The organism is Microbacterium suaedae, assembly GCF_003254645.1.
GTDB lineage: Bacteria > Actinomycetota > Actinomycetes > Actinomycetales > Microbacteriaceae > Microbacterium > Microbacterium suaedae.
Genome location: NZ_PNFD01000001.1, coordinates 1064014 through 1079762 on the forward strand (window position 1 = coordinate 1064014; position 15749 = coordinate 1079762).

The 15749-nt window shown below is 67.8% G+C and carries 16 protein-coding genes and 1 pseudogene; 9 read left to right on the top strand and 8 right to left on the bottom strand.

Annotated elements, in window-relative coordinates; genetic code table 11:
- Positions 1-11 precede the first annotated feature (11 nt).
- The 6 genes from C0012_RS04785 (at position 12) to C0012_RS04810 (ending at position 8112) form a co-directional block, all read left to right on the top strand.
- Positions 12-551, top strand: coding sequence for a hypothetical protein (locus C0012_RS04785; protein WP_110589512.1), 540 nt, complete (start codon positions 12-14; stop codon positions 549-551).
- Positions 552-992: 441 nt separating this feature from the next.
- Complete coding sequence (locus C0012_RS04790) at positions 993-2537, top strand: ABC transporter substrate-binding protein (protein WP_110589511.1); 1545 nt, start codon at positions 993-995, stop codon at positions 2535-2537.
- Positions 2538-2568: 31 nt separating this feature from the next.
- Positions 2569-3510 (top strand): ABC transporter permease, encoded by a 942-nt coding sequence (locus C0012_RS04795; RefSeq protein ID WP_110589510.1) that lies wholly within the window; start codon positions 2569-2571, stop codon positions 3508-3510.
- On the top strand, positions 3507-6101 hold the full coding sequence (locus tag C0012_RS04800) for an ABC transporter ATP-binding protein/permease (protein ID WP_110589509.1): 2595 nt from the start codon (positions 3507-3509) through the stop codon (positions 6099-6101). Before C0012_RS04795 ends, C0012_RS04800 begins: the two co-directional genes overlap by 4 nt.
- Positions 6098-7105 (top strand): LacI family DNA-binding transcriptional regulator, encoded by a 1008-nt coding sequence (locus tag C0012_RS04805; RefSeq protein ID WP_110589508.1) that lies wholly within the window; start codon positions 6098-6100, stop codon positions 7103-7105. The genes C0012_RS04800 and C0012_RS04805 overlap by 4 nt, the downstream gene beginning before the upstream one ends.
- An 8-nt stretch (positions 7106-7113) precedes the next feature.
- Positions 7114-8112, top strand: a complete 999-nt coding sequence (locus C0012_RS04810) for an alpha/beta fold hydrolase (protein ID WP_162621878.1) — start codon at positions 7114-7116, stop codon at positions 8110-8112.
- A 4-nt stretch (positions 8113-8116) separates the two neighbouring features.
- Here C0012_RS04810 and C0012_RS04815 read toward each other — a convergent pair whose 3' ends face one another.
- The 7 genes and pseudogenes from C0012_RS04815 to C0012_RS04835 form a co-directional block, all read right to left on the bottom strand.
- Positions 8117-8617 (bottom strand): nucleoside/nucleotide kinase family protein, encoded by a 501-nt coding sequence (locus C0012_RS04815; RefSeq protein WP_110589506.1) that lies wholly within the window; start codon positions 8615-8617, stop codon positions 8117-8119.
- 69 nt (positions 8618-8686) lie between these two features.
- On the bottom strand, positions 8687-8860 hold the full coding sequence (locus C0012_RS15385) for a hypothetical protein (RefSeq protein ID WP_162621877.1): 174 nt from the start codon (positions 8858-8860) through the stop codon (positions 8687-8689).
- 756 nt (positions 8861-9616) lie between these two features.
- Positions 9617-9778: a HepT-like ribonuclease domain-containing protein gene (locus tag C0012_RS15800; protein WP_269777917.1), complete on the bottom strand. Its 162-nt coding sequence runs from the start codon at positions 9776-9778 to the stop codon at positions 9617-9619.
- Between the two features lie 35 nt (positions 9779-9813).
- A pseudogene (locus tag C0012_RS15860) lies at positions 9814-9975 on the bottom strand (HepT-like ribonuclease domain-containing protein); the annotation flags it as partial.
- Positions 9965-10270 carry a nucleotidyltransferase family protein gene (locus C0012_RS04825; protein ID WP_110589752.1) on the bottom strand — a complete coding sequence of 102 codons (306 nt, stop codon included), beginning with the start codon at positions 10268-10270 and terminating at the stop codon, positions 9965-9967. The pseudogene C0012_RS15860 and the gene C0012_RS04825, both read right to left, overlap by 11 nt.
- A gap of 95 nt (positions 10271-10365) precedes the next feature.
- On the bottom strand, positions 10366-12102 hold the full coding sequence (locus C0012_RS04830) for a DUF2075 domain-containing protein (protein ID WP_232527775.1): 1737 nt from the start codon (positions 12100-12102) through the stop codon (positions 10366-10368).
- Positions 12089-12409 (bottom strand): nucleotide pyrophosphohydrolase, encoded by a 321-nt coding sequence (locus tag C0012_RS04835; protein ID WP_110589505.1) that lies wholly within the window; start codon positions 12407-12409, stop codon positions 12089-12091. Before C0012_RS04835 ends, C0012_RS04830 begins: the two co-directional genes overlap by 14 nt.
- 244 nt (positions 12410-12653) lie before the next feature.
- On the opposite strand from C0012_RS04835, the gene C0012_RS04840 reads away from it, so the two are divergent.
- Positions 12654-14009: a hypothetical protein gene (locus C0012_RS04840; RefSeq protein ID WP_232527776.1), complete on the top strand. Its 1356-nt coding sequence runs from the start codon at positions 12654-12656 to the stop codon at positions 14007-14009.
- A gap of 102 nt (positions 14010-14111) precedes the next feature.
- Here the strand turns inward: C0012_RS04840 and C0012_RS04845 are convergent, their stop codons facing one another.
- Entirely contained in the window at positions 14112-14735 is a 624-nt protein-coding gene (locus tag C0012_RS04845) for a DNA alkylation repair protein (RefSeq protein ID WP_162621876.1), read from the bottom strand.
- Positions 14736-15041: 306 nt separating this feature from the next.
- Between C0012_RS04845 and C0012_RS04850 the strand changes: the two genes are divergently transcribed.
- Entirely contained in the window at positions 15042-15293 is a 252-nt protein-coding gene (locus C0012_RS04850; RefSeq protein WP_110589749.1) for an antitoxin, read from the top strand.
- Positions 15290-15715, top strand: a complete 426-nt coding sequence (locus C0012_RS04855; RefSeq protein WP_110589503.1) for a TA system VapC family ribonuclease toxin — start codon at positions 15290-15292, stop codon at positions 15713-15715. The genes C0012_RS04850 and C0012_RS04855 overlap by 4 nt, the downstream gene beginning before the upstream one ends.
- The last annotated feature ends 34 nt before the right edge of the window (positions 15716-15749 follow it).

Below are 15749 nucleotides of genomic sequence, written 5' to 3' on the forward strand. Positions count from 1 at the left end.
CGCTCGGTGCCATGCACGACTTCCTCGCGGTCCCCGCTCGGCGCGACGTCCAGGGCATGAAGGCCACCCTCGGCGCGATGGAGGAGGGCGAGCCCGTGCACGCCATCCTCCGCACGAATCGGTACGGCGACGTCGAGCTATCAAGCGCCGCGCATGTCGGCATCGGCGGCGACATGATGATCGCCGGCCGGATCGTCGCCGGCCCGCTCACGAAGACGAAGGATGGCGAGCCGGCACGAACGCCGACGAGCGATCTGCGCGTCGTCCGCGACGGCGTCCCCTCTCCCCGCGGCGAGACGATCGAAGCGACGGATCTGTCGCACGGCGACCTCGTCTCGGTCGACTTCACGGCCGTGCCCTACGGCGAGATCTCGGTCTCGGGGATCGCGACGGAGGGCGCCGACGGCTACCTCCTCGTCGGAGAGTGGATCATTCGGCTCCCCGAGGAGCAGGCGCCCGCCGTCGAGCGGGTCCGTCTGATCGCCCGCGACGGCGAGCACAGCATCCCCGTCCCGGATCGGCGCCCGCACTACCAGTCGGACATCCTGTGAGGCGGTCGCGAATCGCGTGACGTCACCGTCTCGCCTTCGTCCCGGGAGGAGCGCCGACTCGCAACGTGAAGACAATCGTGCGATGACCCATGCTCGCGCTCCGCGCCGGACGGATCCGCGCAGGCACACGCAGGTCATCTCGAACGAGATCTCCGAGCGCACAGCGTGCGCGTGTGAACCTCTCTCCCGACGACCGGCGTCCCCGCGACCCCGATGATGTGCGCGTGCCCCCAGGGCAAGTGGAGCGCGACGCAGCAGACCCCACCGAAGGGACATCACATTGCGTTCCTCCCGCATCAAGCCCCATGCCCAGCTGACGGGGGCCAAAACTCTTGTAAAACATTTCACATAAAGTGATTTGCGCGGAGACTCGCGGCTGTTTGACTCCTGTTCATCCAGGGCCCGTCGGCATCGTCGCCGACGGTCAGACGAGGAGGTCTCATGTCCGTTTCCCGCACGCGCAGAGTCGCTGCGCTCACCGCCACGGTCGCCGCTGTCGGATTCGTCGCCTCCAGCTGTGCTTCATCCGAGGCCGAGGGTCGCGGCGACGCCACGCTGACGGTCGGCCTCGCCGCGCCGCCGTCGAGTCTTGATCCCGCGAACATGGAGCAGTCCACGAGCCCGTTCGCGCAGCCGTCGTATGACGCTCTGATCCGCGTCGAGCCCGACGGATCCCTCGTGCCGGGTCTCGCGACCGAATGGGGCTTCGTCGACGACAAGAACCAGGTCTTCGAGCTGACGCTGCGCGAGGGCGTGACGTTCTCGGACGGCGCGGAGCTCGACGCGGATGCCGTCATCGCGAACCTCGAACACCTCGACGAGGGCAAAAGCAACGTCGCGACGCTCGTGAACGGCGGCGCCTACGAGAAGACCGACGAGCACACGGTGCGGATCACCTGGGAGACGCCGCATCCCCTCGCGGCACAGTCGTTCACACAGACGTGGGTCGCGGGCATGATGGTCTCCCCCGACGCGCTCGCGGAGAATCCCGCGTCGCTCACGACGCAGACGGCAGGCGCCGGCCCCTACGCGCTCGACGCCTCGCAGACAGTCGCCGGATCGCGCTACGTGTACGAGGCGCGGGACGACTATTGGGATCCGGGCAGCCAGCACTGGGACGAAATCGTCATCCAGGTGATGGACAATCCCGAGCAGCGGCTCAACGCCCTGCAAACGGGCGAGATCGACTATGCGGTGGGCGACCTCGCGACCGCCCAGACGGCCGCCGCCGGCGGCGTCGAGGTGCTGTACGCCCCGACGATCGCGTACGGCCTGAGCCTGCTCGACCGCGATGGCGCACTCGGCTCGCCGCTCGAGGACGTGCGCGTACGCCAGGCGATCAACTTCGCCCTCGACCGCGATTCGATCGCGGAGTCGCTGCTCGGCGAGTACGGCTTCCCGACCGAGCAGGTGATGGTGCCGAGCGAGCCCGGCTATGTCGAGGATCTCGAGGGCCGATACGCCTACGATCCCGACCGCGCCCGCGAGATGCTGGACGAGGCCGGGTATCCCGACGGCTTCGAGCTGCCCGTCATCGCAAGCACGTCCGACACCGCCGCGACGCTCGCCCAGGTGTATGTCGAGCAGCTCGCGCAGGTCGGGATCGACGTGCAGCTCGAGTCGCGCCCGGGCCCCGAGTACTTCGAGCTCATGACGAGCGGCGAGTATCCCGCCGCGGGCATCGGCTACGGGTCCCAGCCGCTGCCGATGGAGTACGACGGGCTGTTCGGCCCCGACGCGATCTTCAACCCTCTCGGATCCCGCAGCGACGCCATCGAGGACGCGTATGCGGAGGCGATCGTCTCACCCGAGCACGAGGCGACGCCGCTGTACGAGGAGATCACGACGACGCTCGTCGAGGAGGCGTGGTTCGCCCCCATCGTGTTCGCCCCCGTCTTCTACTACGCGGGCGACACCATCGCGCCCGTGGAGGTGTCGGAGGCACGGCCGCAGGCGCCACTGACGGAGATCGCGCCGGCCGAGTGAGCCGTCACCGCACTTCGAGGAGGAAATCACCGTGCCGCTGAGGCGCTTCGTCAACTGGCTCGTTATGAGCATCATCCTGTTCTTCGTCATCTCGGCGCTGGTCTTCGTGCTCGTCTCGCTCACTCCGGGCGACGCGGCGCGAGCGATCGTCGGCCCGACCGCCTCGCAGGAGCGGTACGAGCAGGTCCGCGCGAGCCTGGGCCTCGATCTGCCGCTGTGGCAGCAGTACGGCCGCTGGATCGGCGGGCTATTTCGCGGCGATCTCGGCGAGTCGGTCGTCACGGGCGTGCCCGTCGCACAGGTACTGGCGGATCGGGTGGAGCCGACGCTCGCGCTGATGATCGGTACGTTCGTCTGCGCCTCGATCCTCGGCATCGTGCTCGGCGTGATCGGCGCCGCGCGTCCCGGCGTCGTCGGGAAGGCCGCTGACGTCGGGAGCGTCGTCGGTTCCGCCGTGCCGAGCTTCTGGATCGGCCTCGTGCTCGCGACCGTCTTCGCCGTGCAGTTGCGGCTGCTCCCGACCAGCGGCTATGTGCCGCTCGTCGACGGCGTCGGCCCGTGGCTGGCCCACATGGTCCTCCCCGTGATCACTCTCACGATCGGCGGCACGGCGCTGCTTGCGAAGCAGACGCGCGATGCGGTCGCCGAGCAGCTCACGCAGCCGTACATCGTGCTCCTACGCTCCCACGGCGTGAGCGAGAGGCGTATCCTCTGGCGCCATGCCCTGCGCGGGGCGGCCGTGCCGATCGTGACGATCCTCGGAATGAAGATGGTCGGCCTCACGAGCGGCACGGTGCTCGTTGAAAGCGTCTTCGTGATCCCCGGCTTCGCCGGATATTCGGTCAGCGCGACGCTCCTGCACGACATCCCCGTGGTACAAGCGATCACCCTGATCTTCACGATCGTCATCATCGTGACGAACCTCGTCGTCGAACTCGCGTACGCGCGGCTGAACGTGAAGGAGAACGCATGACCAGGCCCGTCGAAGAGCGCACCGAGGTGGTGCGCGTGCCGCGCGATGCCCGTGCCGTCCCGCCGCTGTGGCGGATCCTGCTCTCGCGCACCCAGTTCGTCGTCTGCGCCGCGGTCCTCGCCGTTCTCGCGCTCGCGGTCGCTTTCGCGCCGGTGATCGCCCCATATTCTCCCGTCGCGCAGGACCTGCTGAATACCTTCTCGGGGCCGAGCCTCGCGCATCCTCTCGGAACGGATGATCTCGGGCGCGACGTGCTGTCTCGGCTGCTCTACGGCGGTCGCGTAACACTCCTCGGCGTGGTCCAGGCTCTCGCGGTGTTCCTCGTTATCGGCACCACGCTCGGTCTCGCCGCGGGGATGGCGCGCGGCTTCGTCGACACGATCATCGTGCGCGCGGCGGAGATCCTCCTCAGCGTTCCCGCCTTCATCATCCTGCTCGTGATGCTCTCGATCGTGCCGGGCAACATGTCCGTCGCGATGATCGCGATCGGAGTGCTGACGAGCCCTCTGCTGATCCGCGTCGTCCGCGGCACGACGAAGACCGTACGAGGCGAGCTGTTCGTACGGGGTGCGCGCACGATGGGACTGACCGAGGTGCAGATCACGGTGCGCCACATCCTGCCGCGCCTCGCCGGCCCGATCATCGTGCAGGCGACGATCTTCTCGGGAGCCGTCATCATCTCAGAAACGGGCCTCGGATATCTCGGATTCGGCGTGCAACTGCCGGCCCCGAGCTGGGGCAACATGGTACAGACCGCGAGCGAGAACATCAGCCGCTCACCGTGGCTACTCGTCCCGACAGGCGGCGTGATCATCGTCACGATCATGGCGCTCATGCTCGTCGGCGACAGCGTCCGCGACGCGGTCGCCGAGCGCTGGACGGGGTCCTCGCGGCAGCGGATCCGCGCAGCGCGCAGCGAGCAGGCGGCGACGCCCGCGACGACGACGGAATCCGGCGCCCTCCTCGAGGTGACCGGCCTCACCATCGTCGTCGACTCGCCCTCCGGTCCGGTCAAGCTCGTCGAGGACGTGTCGTTCGCGCTCCGCTCCGGCGAGACGCTGTGCCTCGTGGGCGAATCGGGATCCGGCAAGTCGGTCACCTCGCTCGCGCTCCTCGGACTCAGCCGCGGCACCCGTGTCACGTCGGGCCGGATCGTGGTCGACGGACGCGAGGTCGTCGCCGGTGATGCCGAGAAGATGCGGCGCCTGCGAACGGAGCTGTTCGGCTACATCACGCAGGATCCGCAGCCGTCGCTGGATCCGTCGATGCGCATCGGAGATCTGCTGGCCCAGTTCGTGCGCCTGCACCAGGACGTCGACCAGCGTACTGCGCGGGAGCGGACCATCGAGCTGCTCGAGCGGGTGCAGATCCCTGACCCCCAGGCCGTCGCGCGCCGCTACCCGCACCAGCTCTCGGGCGGCATGGCACAGCGCGTCGTGATCGCCGCGGCGCTCAGCGCCGAGCCGCGGATCCTCGTCGCCGACGAGCCGACGACGGCGCTCGACGTGACGGTGCAGGCAGAGATCCTCGCGCTGCTCCATCGGCTGTGCAATGCGGACGAGTCGATGTCGCTGCTGCTCGTGACACACGATTGGGGCGTCGTCGCCGACATCGCTGATCGCGTGATCGTGCTGCGCGACGGGCGGATCGTCGAGGAGGCGGACGCGGACGAGATCTTCGCCCGTCCCTTACACGAGCACACGCGCGCGATGCTCGAGGCGGACCCCGCGCGGCTCGACGTGCGTGCGGCGCGGCCGTCGACGGATCCGCTCCTCGCGGTGCGCGATCTGCGCGTCGAGTACGCGGGCCGCGACTCGCGGGGTCGCTCGATGCGGACGACGGCAGTCGACGGCATCGACCTCGACCTTCACCGCGCGCGCACGCTGGGGCTGATCGGCGAATCAGGATCCGGGAAGTCGAGCATCGGCAACGCGGTCGTCGGCCTCGTGGAGGCAGCCTCGGGCAGCATCCGGCTCGGCGACGACGAACTCGTGGGCGCCTCGACGCGACGGCGGCGCGAGCTCAGCCGGCGCGTGCAGGTCATCTTCCAGGATCCGTACGGATCGCTGAATCCGGTGCGCACCGTCGGATCGACGCTCGCCGAGCCTCTCGTACTCGCGCATGGCCGCTCGGCATCGGACGCGCGGCGCGATGTCGCGGACGCTCTCGAGCGGGTCGGCCTGCCGACGAGCGCGGCCCATCGTCACCCGACGCAGTTCTCGGGAGGACAACGCCAGCGGATCGCGATCGCCCGCGCGATCGTGCTGCGCCCGGAGCTGATCGTGTGCGACGAGCCGGTGAGTGCCCTCGACCTGACGATCCAGGAGCAGGTGTTGACCCTGCTGTCGGAGCTGCAGGACGAGCTCGGCGTCGCCTACCTGTTCATTTCGCACGATCTGTCGGTCGTCCGCAGCTTCTGCGACGACGTCGCGGTCATGTATCGCGGATCCATCGTCGAGCGCGGCAGGGCACGCGACGTGATCCTGCGCCCGGAGCACGCGTACACGCGTTCGCTGCTCGAGGCAGCGCCGATTCCGGATCCGACCGTGCAGCGCGGTCGCTCGCTCACCGCCGAGCGGTACGTCGTATGACGCGCTCGGTCACGATCCATGACGTCGCGGGCGAGGCGGGCGTGTCGATCGCGACGGTGTCGCACACGATGAACCGGCCCGCTCGGGTGTCGGCTGAGACACGGACGAAGGTACTCGAGGCGGCCGACAAGCTGGGATACGTGCCGGCGCGCACAGCGAACGGCAGGGCCCCCACGGCGCGCAAGCGGATCGGCGTCGTCGCGCCGTTCCGCGCCTATCCTTCGTACGCGATGCGCCTGAACGGCGTGCTTGACGCGTGCGAGGCGGAGCGGGTCGACGTGATCGTGTTCGATCATCCCTCGGCGAGCCGCAGCCCCTCGCCGCGGCTGTCGACGCTACCGCTGTCGGCGTCGCTCGACGGGCTGATCGTCATGGGCGTGCCGATCGACACGGGCCTCGGCGAGCGGCTCGTCGATCGCGAACTGCCGACCGTTCTCGTCGACTCGACGCATCCGCGATTCCCGTCGGTTGTGCTCGACGAGGCGCACGGCACGCGCATCGCGAGCGAGCACCTGCTCGCACGGGCATTCACGCGTTTCGTGTACGTGACGGAGGGACAGGTGTCGCACGACTTCATCGCACACGGCACGCGGCGTCTCTCGGGTTTCGTGCACGCGCTCGCGGATCGCGGGATCCCCGAGGATCACGTCAAGCGCATCACAGCACGCTCGGGCAACGTGACAGCGGGGCGGCACGCGGCGGAGGCGATCGCATCGCTCGCGCGCGACGAGCGCGTGGGCGTGCTCGCGGGGCACGACACACTCGCAGCGGGGATCCTCGCGGGGCTCCGGGCGCGCCGCGTCTCGGTCCCCGAAAGCGTGGGGGTGATCGGGTGGGACGGCGGCGACTCCGTCGAGGCGCTCGGGCTGACGACGGTGCAGCAGCCGCTCGTGGAGTCGGGACGGATCGGGGCGCGGCAGCTGCTGTCCCTGCTCGCCGACCGTGCGGCGCCGCAGGAGCGGGTGCTGCTCACGCCGAGCCTGGTGGAAGGGATCACGACATGAGAGGCGACATGCCAGAGAACCTGCGTCGGCTGCTCGCGGAGATCCGGCTCGTCTCGCCGCCGCTTCCGCGCTTCGAGCGCGCAGCGGACGAGTCGGCGGCTGCTTGGAGAGCGCGGATCGCGGCCGCGCGAGACGACGCGGATATGCACGCCCTCGCGCATCGCGAGGCGGTGGATCGGGCCGCGTCGCGCCTGTTCGGCGCGACCGCGCGTGAGCTGCTGCCGGCGGTGCCGGACAACCTCCGGCAGTCCGAGGTTCAGGTGACCGCCGCGGACCGTCGCGTCGTGGACGTGTCGGTCACGGCCCCTGCACGTCCCTCGGGCGCCGTGGTCGTCCGACTACACGGGGGCGGCTTCTGGATGGGAGGTGGCCGGGCGGCGCGCCTGCTCGACCGCTCCCTCATCGAGCAGCTCGCCGCGACGTGCGGCGCGACGGTGCTGAACGTCGACTACAGGCTCGCGCCCGAGCACCCAATCCCGGCGGCGATGGATGACGTGCACGACGTGCTCGAGGCCGTACGACACGGGGAGCTCGGCGAGGATCTGGATCCGCGCCGGATCGCACTCATCGGCACCTCGTCGGGCGCGAATATCGCGGCGGCGGCGGCGCTAGCGGATCTCGGCGTCGATGATCCCATCGCCGGCCTCGTACTGATCGTCTCGTCACTTCGATTGGATGTTCCCCCCGCTTCCATGCACGACGATCCGGCCGCGTGGGAGGAGCGCCGAGGTCAGCTGCTCGGCTACCTGGGCGAGATCTCGCCCAAGGATCCCCGGGCATCGCCGGCCCTCAGCCCGTCGCTCGGCGCGCTTCCGCCCGTGCACGCGGTCGTGGCTCGACACGACGAGATCGCCGACGGCGGAGGCGAGCTGTGCGCGCGGGTCAAGATGGCCGGAGGGGTCGCCGAGGAGCACGTGTACGAGATGACGCACACTGTGGCCGCCCCCCATGTCGAGGCGGCATGGGTACGCGGGGTCACCGACTTCGTCGGAAAAGTCCTGGGGTGACGTCTCAGGTCGCGAACCGTGGCGTCACGCCTTCCAGGCCACGCCCGAGACGATGAGCTCCGCGCGGCCGGAGGTCGGCTCGATGAGGCGAGGGCCGCGTTCCGCGGCGGGCGTGAATGCCGAGCCGGTCGAGCGTCAAGTTCGCGAGGTGGACCCCGTCCATCGGCAGGTGCACGGCGCTCCCCTCCTGTCGAGCGATGAGGCGGTCAACGAGCGTCGTCGCGAGGGGGGTCTTGCTGCTGCCGGGGCTGCACGCGATGCCGAGGAGGAAGCGCGGTCCCGTCACGACGGACGAGACGCGGGCGGCGCGAGCGGCGTCCGGGACGGTGGCGATCTGCTCGAGTTCGGCACGCTCGGCGTGCGTCACCGTCCCGCCTGCAGTGGCCTCATGAACGGCCGCTTCGAGCTGCGCCGCGCGCAGACGGCGCTCGCCGACGCCGGTGATCTCGGCGATCTGGTCCAGGCGATTGTGCGCGGCCAGCGAGACAACGCAGTGGTCGAGCACCGCGCCCAGAAGCTCGAGGCAGACCGAGTCGCTCGATTCGTCCGAGGCGATCGGAATGCTCGTGCGCTGTCAGAAAGCCCATTCGGCGGTGTCCTCCTTCGCAGCGATCGGCTGTCGCATCGGCTGCCCGGCCGATGGCGGGACACTCGCGGCGTGCGGCGTCGCCGATCCGAAGGCGGCGCGCGAAACGTGATCCCGCCACTCGCTGTCGCCGCCGACGCTCCGGATCAGCGCCTCGAGCACGCCGCTCGTTGCGCGCGCATCGTGCAGCGCGGCGTGGGCACCGGTGAGATCGATGCCGAGGAGCGCACAGACATCGGCGACGCCAGAACCAAGCCCGGCGCGTGTTTCGTCGCGCCACCTGTTGCTGTGTTCGAACCGCGCGCTCAGTTTCGAGCAATGCGGCCCATGCTCGCCTCGCGCTGTCGGGGTCTGCGAACACGTAGTAGGTACCGAAGCCGACGAATGCGACCGAAATCACGATCAGAGCCGATACAACGATCTGCAGGTACGCGGCAGTTGTGCCCCCGGCGATGAGGGTTATCGCCGAGATGGCGGCGACTGCCGCGATCGAGAGTGCTCCGATAGCTGCCCCACGGTGCATCCGCGGGATGCCAGCGAGCTCGCTCTCTCACGATCGATTCCACGTCCTGCTCGTACGGATACCGGCCGAGCTCCCGTCCGTGCTTGTGACCGACCGGGGTGCGGGACGACGTGACCTCTCACCATGATGTGCGCTCCTTGCTTCTCAGTCACGGACTCCCATCCTTCGGCGACCGCGCCCGCGAACACCCCACACAACCGTTCCCGCAGCCCCGCGTCGTGCACATGCACGTACGTCCCGATCATCCCGCGCGTCACCAGCACCAGGGAGAAGATCGCAACGAGCGCGGACAGCTCTGCCCCGGCGGTGGAGACGCAGACGTCCGGGACGTTCGCCTTGTCTCTCTTGTCGATGCAGCGGTCGCGTTCGACGCCCACCCTCGCATCCGAAGCGCGTCAGTCTTCGAATGCCGGCGCTTCCTCGAGCAGCGCCTTCAAGACCTCGGCCAGAGCAGGGATCCCGGAGCGCAGAAGCGACCAGATGATGTCCTGGTCGACGACGTCGTATCCGCGCGCAATGACGTTCCGTGTGCCGATGATCTCCCGGAGGTCGGGCACGCGCGGGCCGCCGTCTCCTCGTCGCCGCGGCACAGCCGGTTGAGAGCCTCGCCGATGATCTCGATCTGGCGCTCGACGGCTGCCTGGCGGATCCAATCCGACGCGTACTCGGCGCGCGACATGCCTCGCACCGCTTCCACTGCGCGCGAAGCGGCCTGCTGAGCATCCCAGAGGAGGGCCGGAGTCTCAGGCCGCATAAAGCTCGTACGTGTCGGAGAACACCGTTTTCGCGATGTAGGGATTGCGCACGTTGCGCGGCTGGACGAGATCCACCGGGTACCCGATGACCTCCTCGAGCGCGTCCTTGAGCGCGAAGTAGTCGCGGAACGTGCGCTCGACATCCTTGCGGAAGTCGACAAGCAGATCGACGTCGCTTCGTTCGGGGTCGAACCGCTCCGTCAGAGCCGACCCGAAAACGCGCAGGCGCTCGACGCTGAATCGCTCGCATACGCGCGCGATCGCATCGAGGTCCAGTTCGAGATCAGGAGACATGTCGCCATCTTCGCACCGCGCCATGCAGCGAACCGCTCCTCGCCTCATGCCCGAACCAACCTTGAGTATCTCGCCGCCACTTCGGGCACGTCGATTCACTCCGTGTGGGCGCCCGCCCCGAACACCCCACGCAACCGCTCCCGCAACCCCGCATCGTGCACGTACACGTACGTCCCGAGCATCCCGCGTGTCATCAGCACCACGTAGATGTTCACGATGAGGGCGTACAGCTCGGCCTCGCCGTTGACGACGCCGAGCTTCGGATTGTTCTCCTTGCCCTTCTTGTCGAAGTAGCGTTCGCGGTCGACGCGGATCCGCTCTTCGACCGGATCCCAGTACAGCTCGGGACCGATGATGACGCCCGCGTAGTTGAGGTCGTATCCCTGCACCGTGTGGATGGATCCGGCTTCACTGGCGGATCGCGGGGAGTTGATCCAGTCGGTCGTCTTCGAGTTCCAGCGCATCCGGAGACGTCCGATCTCGATGTCGTACGCGTCTGGATCATCGCGCGAGCGCCACTCGTATCCGTACCCCGCGAGCACGCGCGAGAGACCGGCTTCGCGTTCGCGCTCATGGATCTCGTCGCGCATCTCGGCAGGCGAGTCGAAGAAGCGGAAGTCGTACTCGCCCAGGTCGACCGGATCCGGTGTGCCACCGGCGAGCACCTCGCGCACCCACCCGACATAGTCGGTTCCGGCCTTCACGCGCATCTGCGTCATGAGGTGGTGCCAGCGACCCGACCCGTACGCCTCGTCGCGCAGCGCTCGTTGCGTCTCGAACGAGATATCAGCCGGGCGCACGCTCTGCCCGCTATCCATGAGGAAGATCTGATGCGTGCTCTTCGCGCGGATCCAATCGAGTTGCGTATACCCGTCGTCATCGCGTCCGAAGAGCTTCTCGTTGATGAGGCGATAGTCACGGTTGAGCACGCCCGACGACTGGTTCGCGCGGCGCGTGAGCCGATGCGACTCGTCGACGACGAGCAGGTCGAACTGATCGTCGCACTTCCCGACGTCGAATTGGCTCATCACCATATGCTTCGTGAGGCCCGGCGTGCGCTGGAAAACCGCCTGCACAGAGGTGCGCAACGACTGCTGCGGGATGACGAAGCCGATTCGCAGGCCCCGTGCCAGCGCCGGATATCCCCGCTGGAAGTAGTCGGAGAACACCGAGTCCCCCTCGTAGGCGTCTCTCTCGTCGGCCGCAGCGATATCGCTCAGCAGCTTGATGAGGTAGATCGCGACGATCGTCTTGCCCGTTCCGGCGGCGCCCTGGATCACGGACATGCTCGAGCGGTCAGCCGCCAGATCGCCGAACAGTCCGTCGAGGATTCCTTCGACGGCCGCCCGCTGCTCGACCGTCAGCGCCTTGAACGGCGAAAGCTTGAAGAGGTCGCTGTTCTCGATCTCGTGCCGCGACTTCGCGAACATTCCCTCGGCGCGGAGCGCATCGAAGATCTCGTCAAAGCTCTGCTGATACCGGTGGCGATCGAAGTAGTCGGCGTCAGTGACGCCATCATTGCGATTCCTGACCTGCCGCTGCCCGTCACCGCTGAAGTATCGGATCAGCTGCGACTCGAGATCGAGGCAGGCCGACTTGTTGAACTCGTCGCCGAGCACAATGCGCATCTGCTTCATGTCGCGATTGCGCGAGGACGAATCCCTGTGCTGACGCAGGCGCTTCGCGGCGTTGAGCGTCTCTCCGATGTAGATGGATCGTGCGTCGTTCAGCAGGTAGACGACCGGCCAGTTGCTGTGCCGATCTCGGGATCCGGCAAGACGCGCGACTTCGGCATCGGTGAACCGATGCCGCTCGATACTAAAGCTCGTCATATTTCGCGCTCCGCCCGCGAGCCTTGTCGACAGGGTACTTCTCGATCGTCTTCGCGAGCTTGGCACGGACGATCTCGATCGGATCCACGCCAAGCCGATCGGCAAGGAGAAGGCAGTAGGTCAGGACGTCGGCGAGCTCGTCGCGGACACCATCATCGTCGGCCGGCTCGCCCCACTGGAACTCCTCAAGCAGCTCGCCCGCCTCGATCGACACCGACTTCGCGAGGTTCTCGGGAGTGTGGAACTGGGCCCAGTCGCGCTCGGCGACGAAGGCGCGGAGGTCTTGTTGGAGGAGGTCGAAGGACACATCGGCCAGGGTATCGGTGGAGGCGGACGCTCGTGCCAGACCGATGAGGCACGGGGTCCGCGGGAGTGCGCAAGCGAGTGAGATGTCTGCTCGACACCAACGTCCTCGTCGATGGCAATCCCTCGGTGCCTTCCGACGCCGAGCGCGGGAGGCGTCTGCAGCAACTCACCGGGAGGCCCGCCCCTGCACATACGATGCCACCGAAGAACTCCCCTCGTTGGCTGAATATCGCTAGTGTTCCGTCATGGTCACCGCAGACAAAGCCGCCGAGGCCTGGGAATCTGCCCGCCTCATCCCAACGACCGGAATCTCCGGAGCACAAGAGCAGGAGAGGCGAGCGACATCGGCACTATTGGCAGTCATCGCGGCCGTCGACGAATTCGGGCGCACGCTCACTCGCATGGCGGGCGCACCGGCTGGCACCATCGAGTGCTTCACGGAAGTGCCATTCGAGCTGACAAAGAAGAAGATTGTGCGACCCGACGGCCTGATCCGCGTCACGCGGGGCAAGCGAACCTGGACCGCACTTCTCGAGGTGAAGACGGGAAAGAACTCCCTCGCCGCCGAACAGTTGAACTGCTACCTCGACATCGCGCGAGAGAACGGCTTCGATGCGCTCATCACAATCTCCAACGAGATCAGCCCCAACGCTGACAAGCATCCGACCGACGGCATCGACGGACGCAAGCTGAAGAAGCTCGCGCTCCACCACTGGTCCTGGTCGCGGCTCCTCACGGTCGCGGTCATGGAGAAAGAGCACAAGGGGATCCGCGACCCCGACCAGGCATGGATCCTCGGCGAGCTCATCCGCTACCTGGAGCATCCGAAATCCGGTGCTCTCGCATTCGAGGACATGGGGGACGACTGGACGACAGTTCGCGACGCCGTGCGCGCGAGCACGCTGCGGGCCTCAGACCGCGACGCCGTGGGCTCGGTCACAGCGAACTTCGATGCCCTGATGCGGTTCACGGCACTCCGCGCGGGGCGACAGCTCGGCGTCAACGTCAAGCACCAGCTCGCCCGCAAGGAGCAGCAGGATCCTGCATACCGCCAGCAGGTCCTCTCCCGCAGTCTCGTCGACGATGGCACGCTGGCGGGCGTGATCCGCATCCCCGACACGGTCGGAGACATCACCCTGTCCGCCGATCTGCGAGCGCGCACGATCACGTGCCATGTGGACATCGCAGCCCCCAAGACGGGCCGAAACCGCACTCGGATCAACTGGCTCGCCCGCCAACTCAAGAACGCGCAGCCCGACACCCGCATCGAGGCGTACGTGGCACACCAACGGGGCCAGGGCGCCGCGAACCTCCTCAGCGAGATCCGCGAGGAGCCCGATGTCCTCATCCTCGACCGCAGCCGTGAGATCGTCCGTTTCCGCGTCGCGGCGATGTCGAAGATGGGCATGAAGCGGGGAACCGGGACCGGAACCTTCATCGACACATCTCTCGCGGCCTTCGACGCCTTCTACGCCGACGTGGTCCAGCACCTCTCCGAGTGGGTGGCGCCACCACCCAAGGCCCCGGCCGCCGCGGACGACGAAGAGCCGGTCGTCGACACCCTGGTGAGTTCCGCGTCAGCTTCCGCGCAGATCGAGTAGCCTCCCCCGTCCGATCCGAAGGAGATACGCCGCTTCGCCGGATCGAGTCCACCCGCCAGATCCGCAGTTCGGGCGCATATCCGTCGAACCGACTCGACGGTCCTACCCCACCCGCCGCACCGCGTGCTTCCGGTACGTCTTCACGGCCGACCGCACATACGGATCCGCGTCCCCGCCCAGCATCTCCGCGATGCGCAGCCCCTGTGCCACGTCGGCGTCGTCGCCCTTCTTGATGAACCACAGCGGCGCCGTGATCGCGGATCGGCGGCGCAGCGGATCCGCGGATCCGGCGAGCTCGGCGAGGATCCCGAGCTCGCCGCGCGACGTGTCCCAGCCTCCATACGCACCGATCAGCAGCGGCCAGCCGAGCACGCGGGGCGCCGCGCGGTCGACCATGTCCCACGTCGTGATCGCGTCGTGGCGATCGAGGTAGAGCTGCGCAAGCTCGGCACGCTGCTCGTCGGCGAGCCGCCGGCGCGCGAGGAAGTCGAGGATGCAGAACGCGGCGAGGCGCGGCTCGTACGCACCCTCGTCGAGCAGGGCGAGGATCTCCGCCCGCGGCAGATCCGTCGCCTGCTTAGCGATGTCGAACAGTGTGCCCATGCGCACGCCGATCACCGGCTCGCCCTCCCGCACGCGCTGGCGGATCTTCGCCGTCTGCGCCGGATCCGCCTCCGCGCGCAGGGCGCCGATGACGTCGGCGGCGGTCGTGGGTTCGGCATCCATGGAGTCCAGTGAAGCGCGCGGGGGTGGTCGATGGAACCTGGATCCTGGCATCACACTCCCACTGCATGCGAAAACTGCATGCGTCTCAGACAGGGAACGAGACGAGATCGCGGCCGCATGAATGTCTGACCTCCCGGGCATCATCCTCATATGGAAGCCCCGAGGCAGACCGATGCAGAGATCACGCTCACGCCGACGAGCACGTCACTCGTGACGCGCGATTCGCACGCGATTGAAGACACGGGCAAGCGCCTCGACGGGCCGATTGACAGCAAGGCATCACCACTCAGACGCTATGCTGTCACCATGCGCACGACCGTCACGCTCGACCCCGACGTCGAGCGCGCCCTCCGCGAACGGATGGCGCGTGAGCACGTCAGCTTCAAACGTGCGCTCAACGATGCCGTTCGCGACTCGGCTCGAGATCGAGGCGACATGGGCACGCCGTTTCACACACCCGTCTTCGACCTCGGACGCCCCGCTGCCGACCTGACGAAGGCGAACACCATCGCCGCGAACCTCGACGACGAGGACATCGCGAAGCACCTGCGCACATGAAGCTCGTCGACGCGAACGTCCTCCTGAACGCGATCAACTCCTCGGCTCCGCACCACGAGGAAGCCCACGCGTGGCTGGATCGCGCCCTTTCCGGATCCGACGTCGTCGCCTTCGCCTGGCAGCCGCTTCTCGCCTTCATCCGCATCGCCTCCCACCCGACGCTGATGCCCACGCCGCTCACCGGCGTGCAGGCGACCGACATCGTCGCGCAGTGGACGGCACACCCCGGCACGCAGATCCTCCACCCGACCGCCCGGCACGGCGACATCCTCCGGCGCCTGCTCGACGCCTCACCGTCGGCGGGGAATCTGGTCAATGACGCGCATATCGCCGCGCTCGCGGTCGAGCACCGCGCGACCGTCGTCACCTACGACGCCGACTTCCAACGCTTCCCCGAAGTGAACTGGCAGCTGCCGAGCTGACCCTCGTCACACTCCGAAACGCGCAGGAATACGC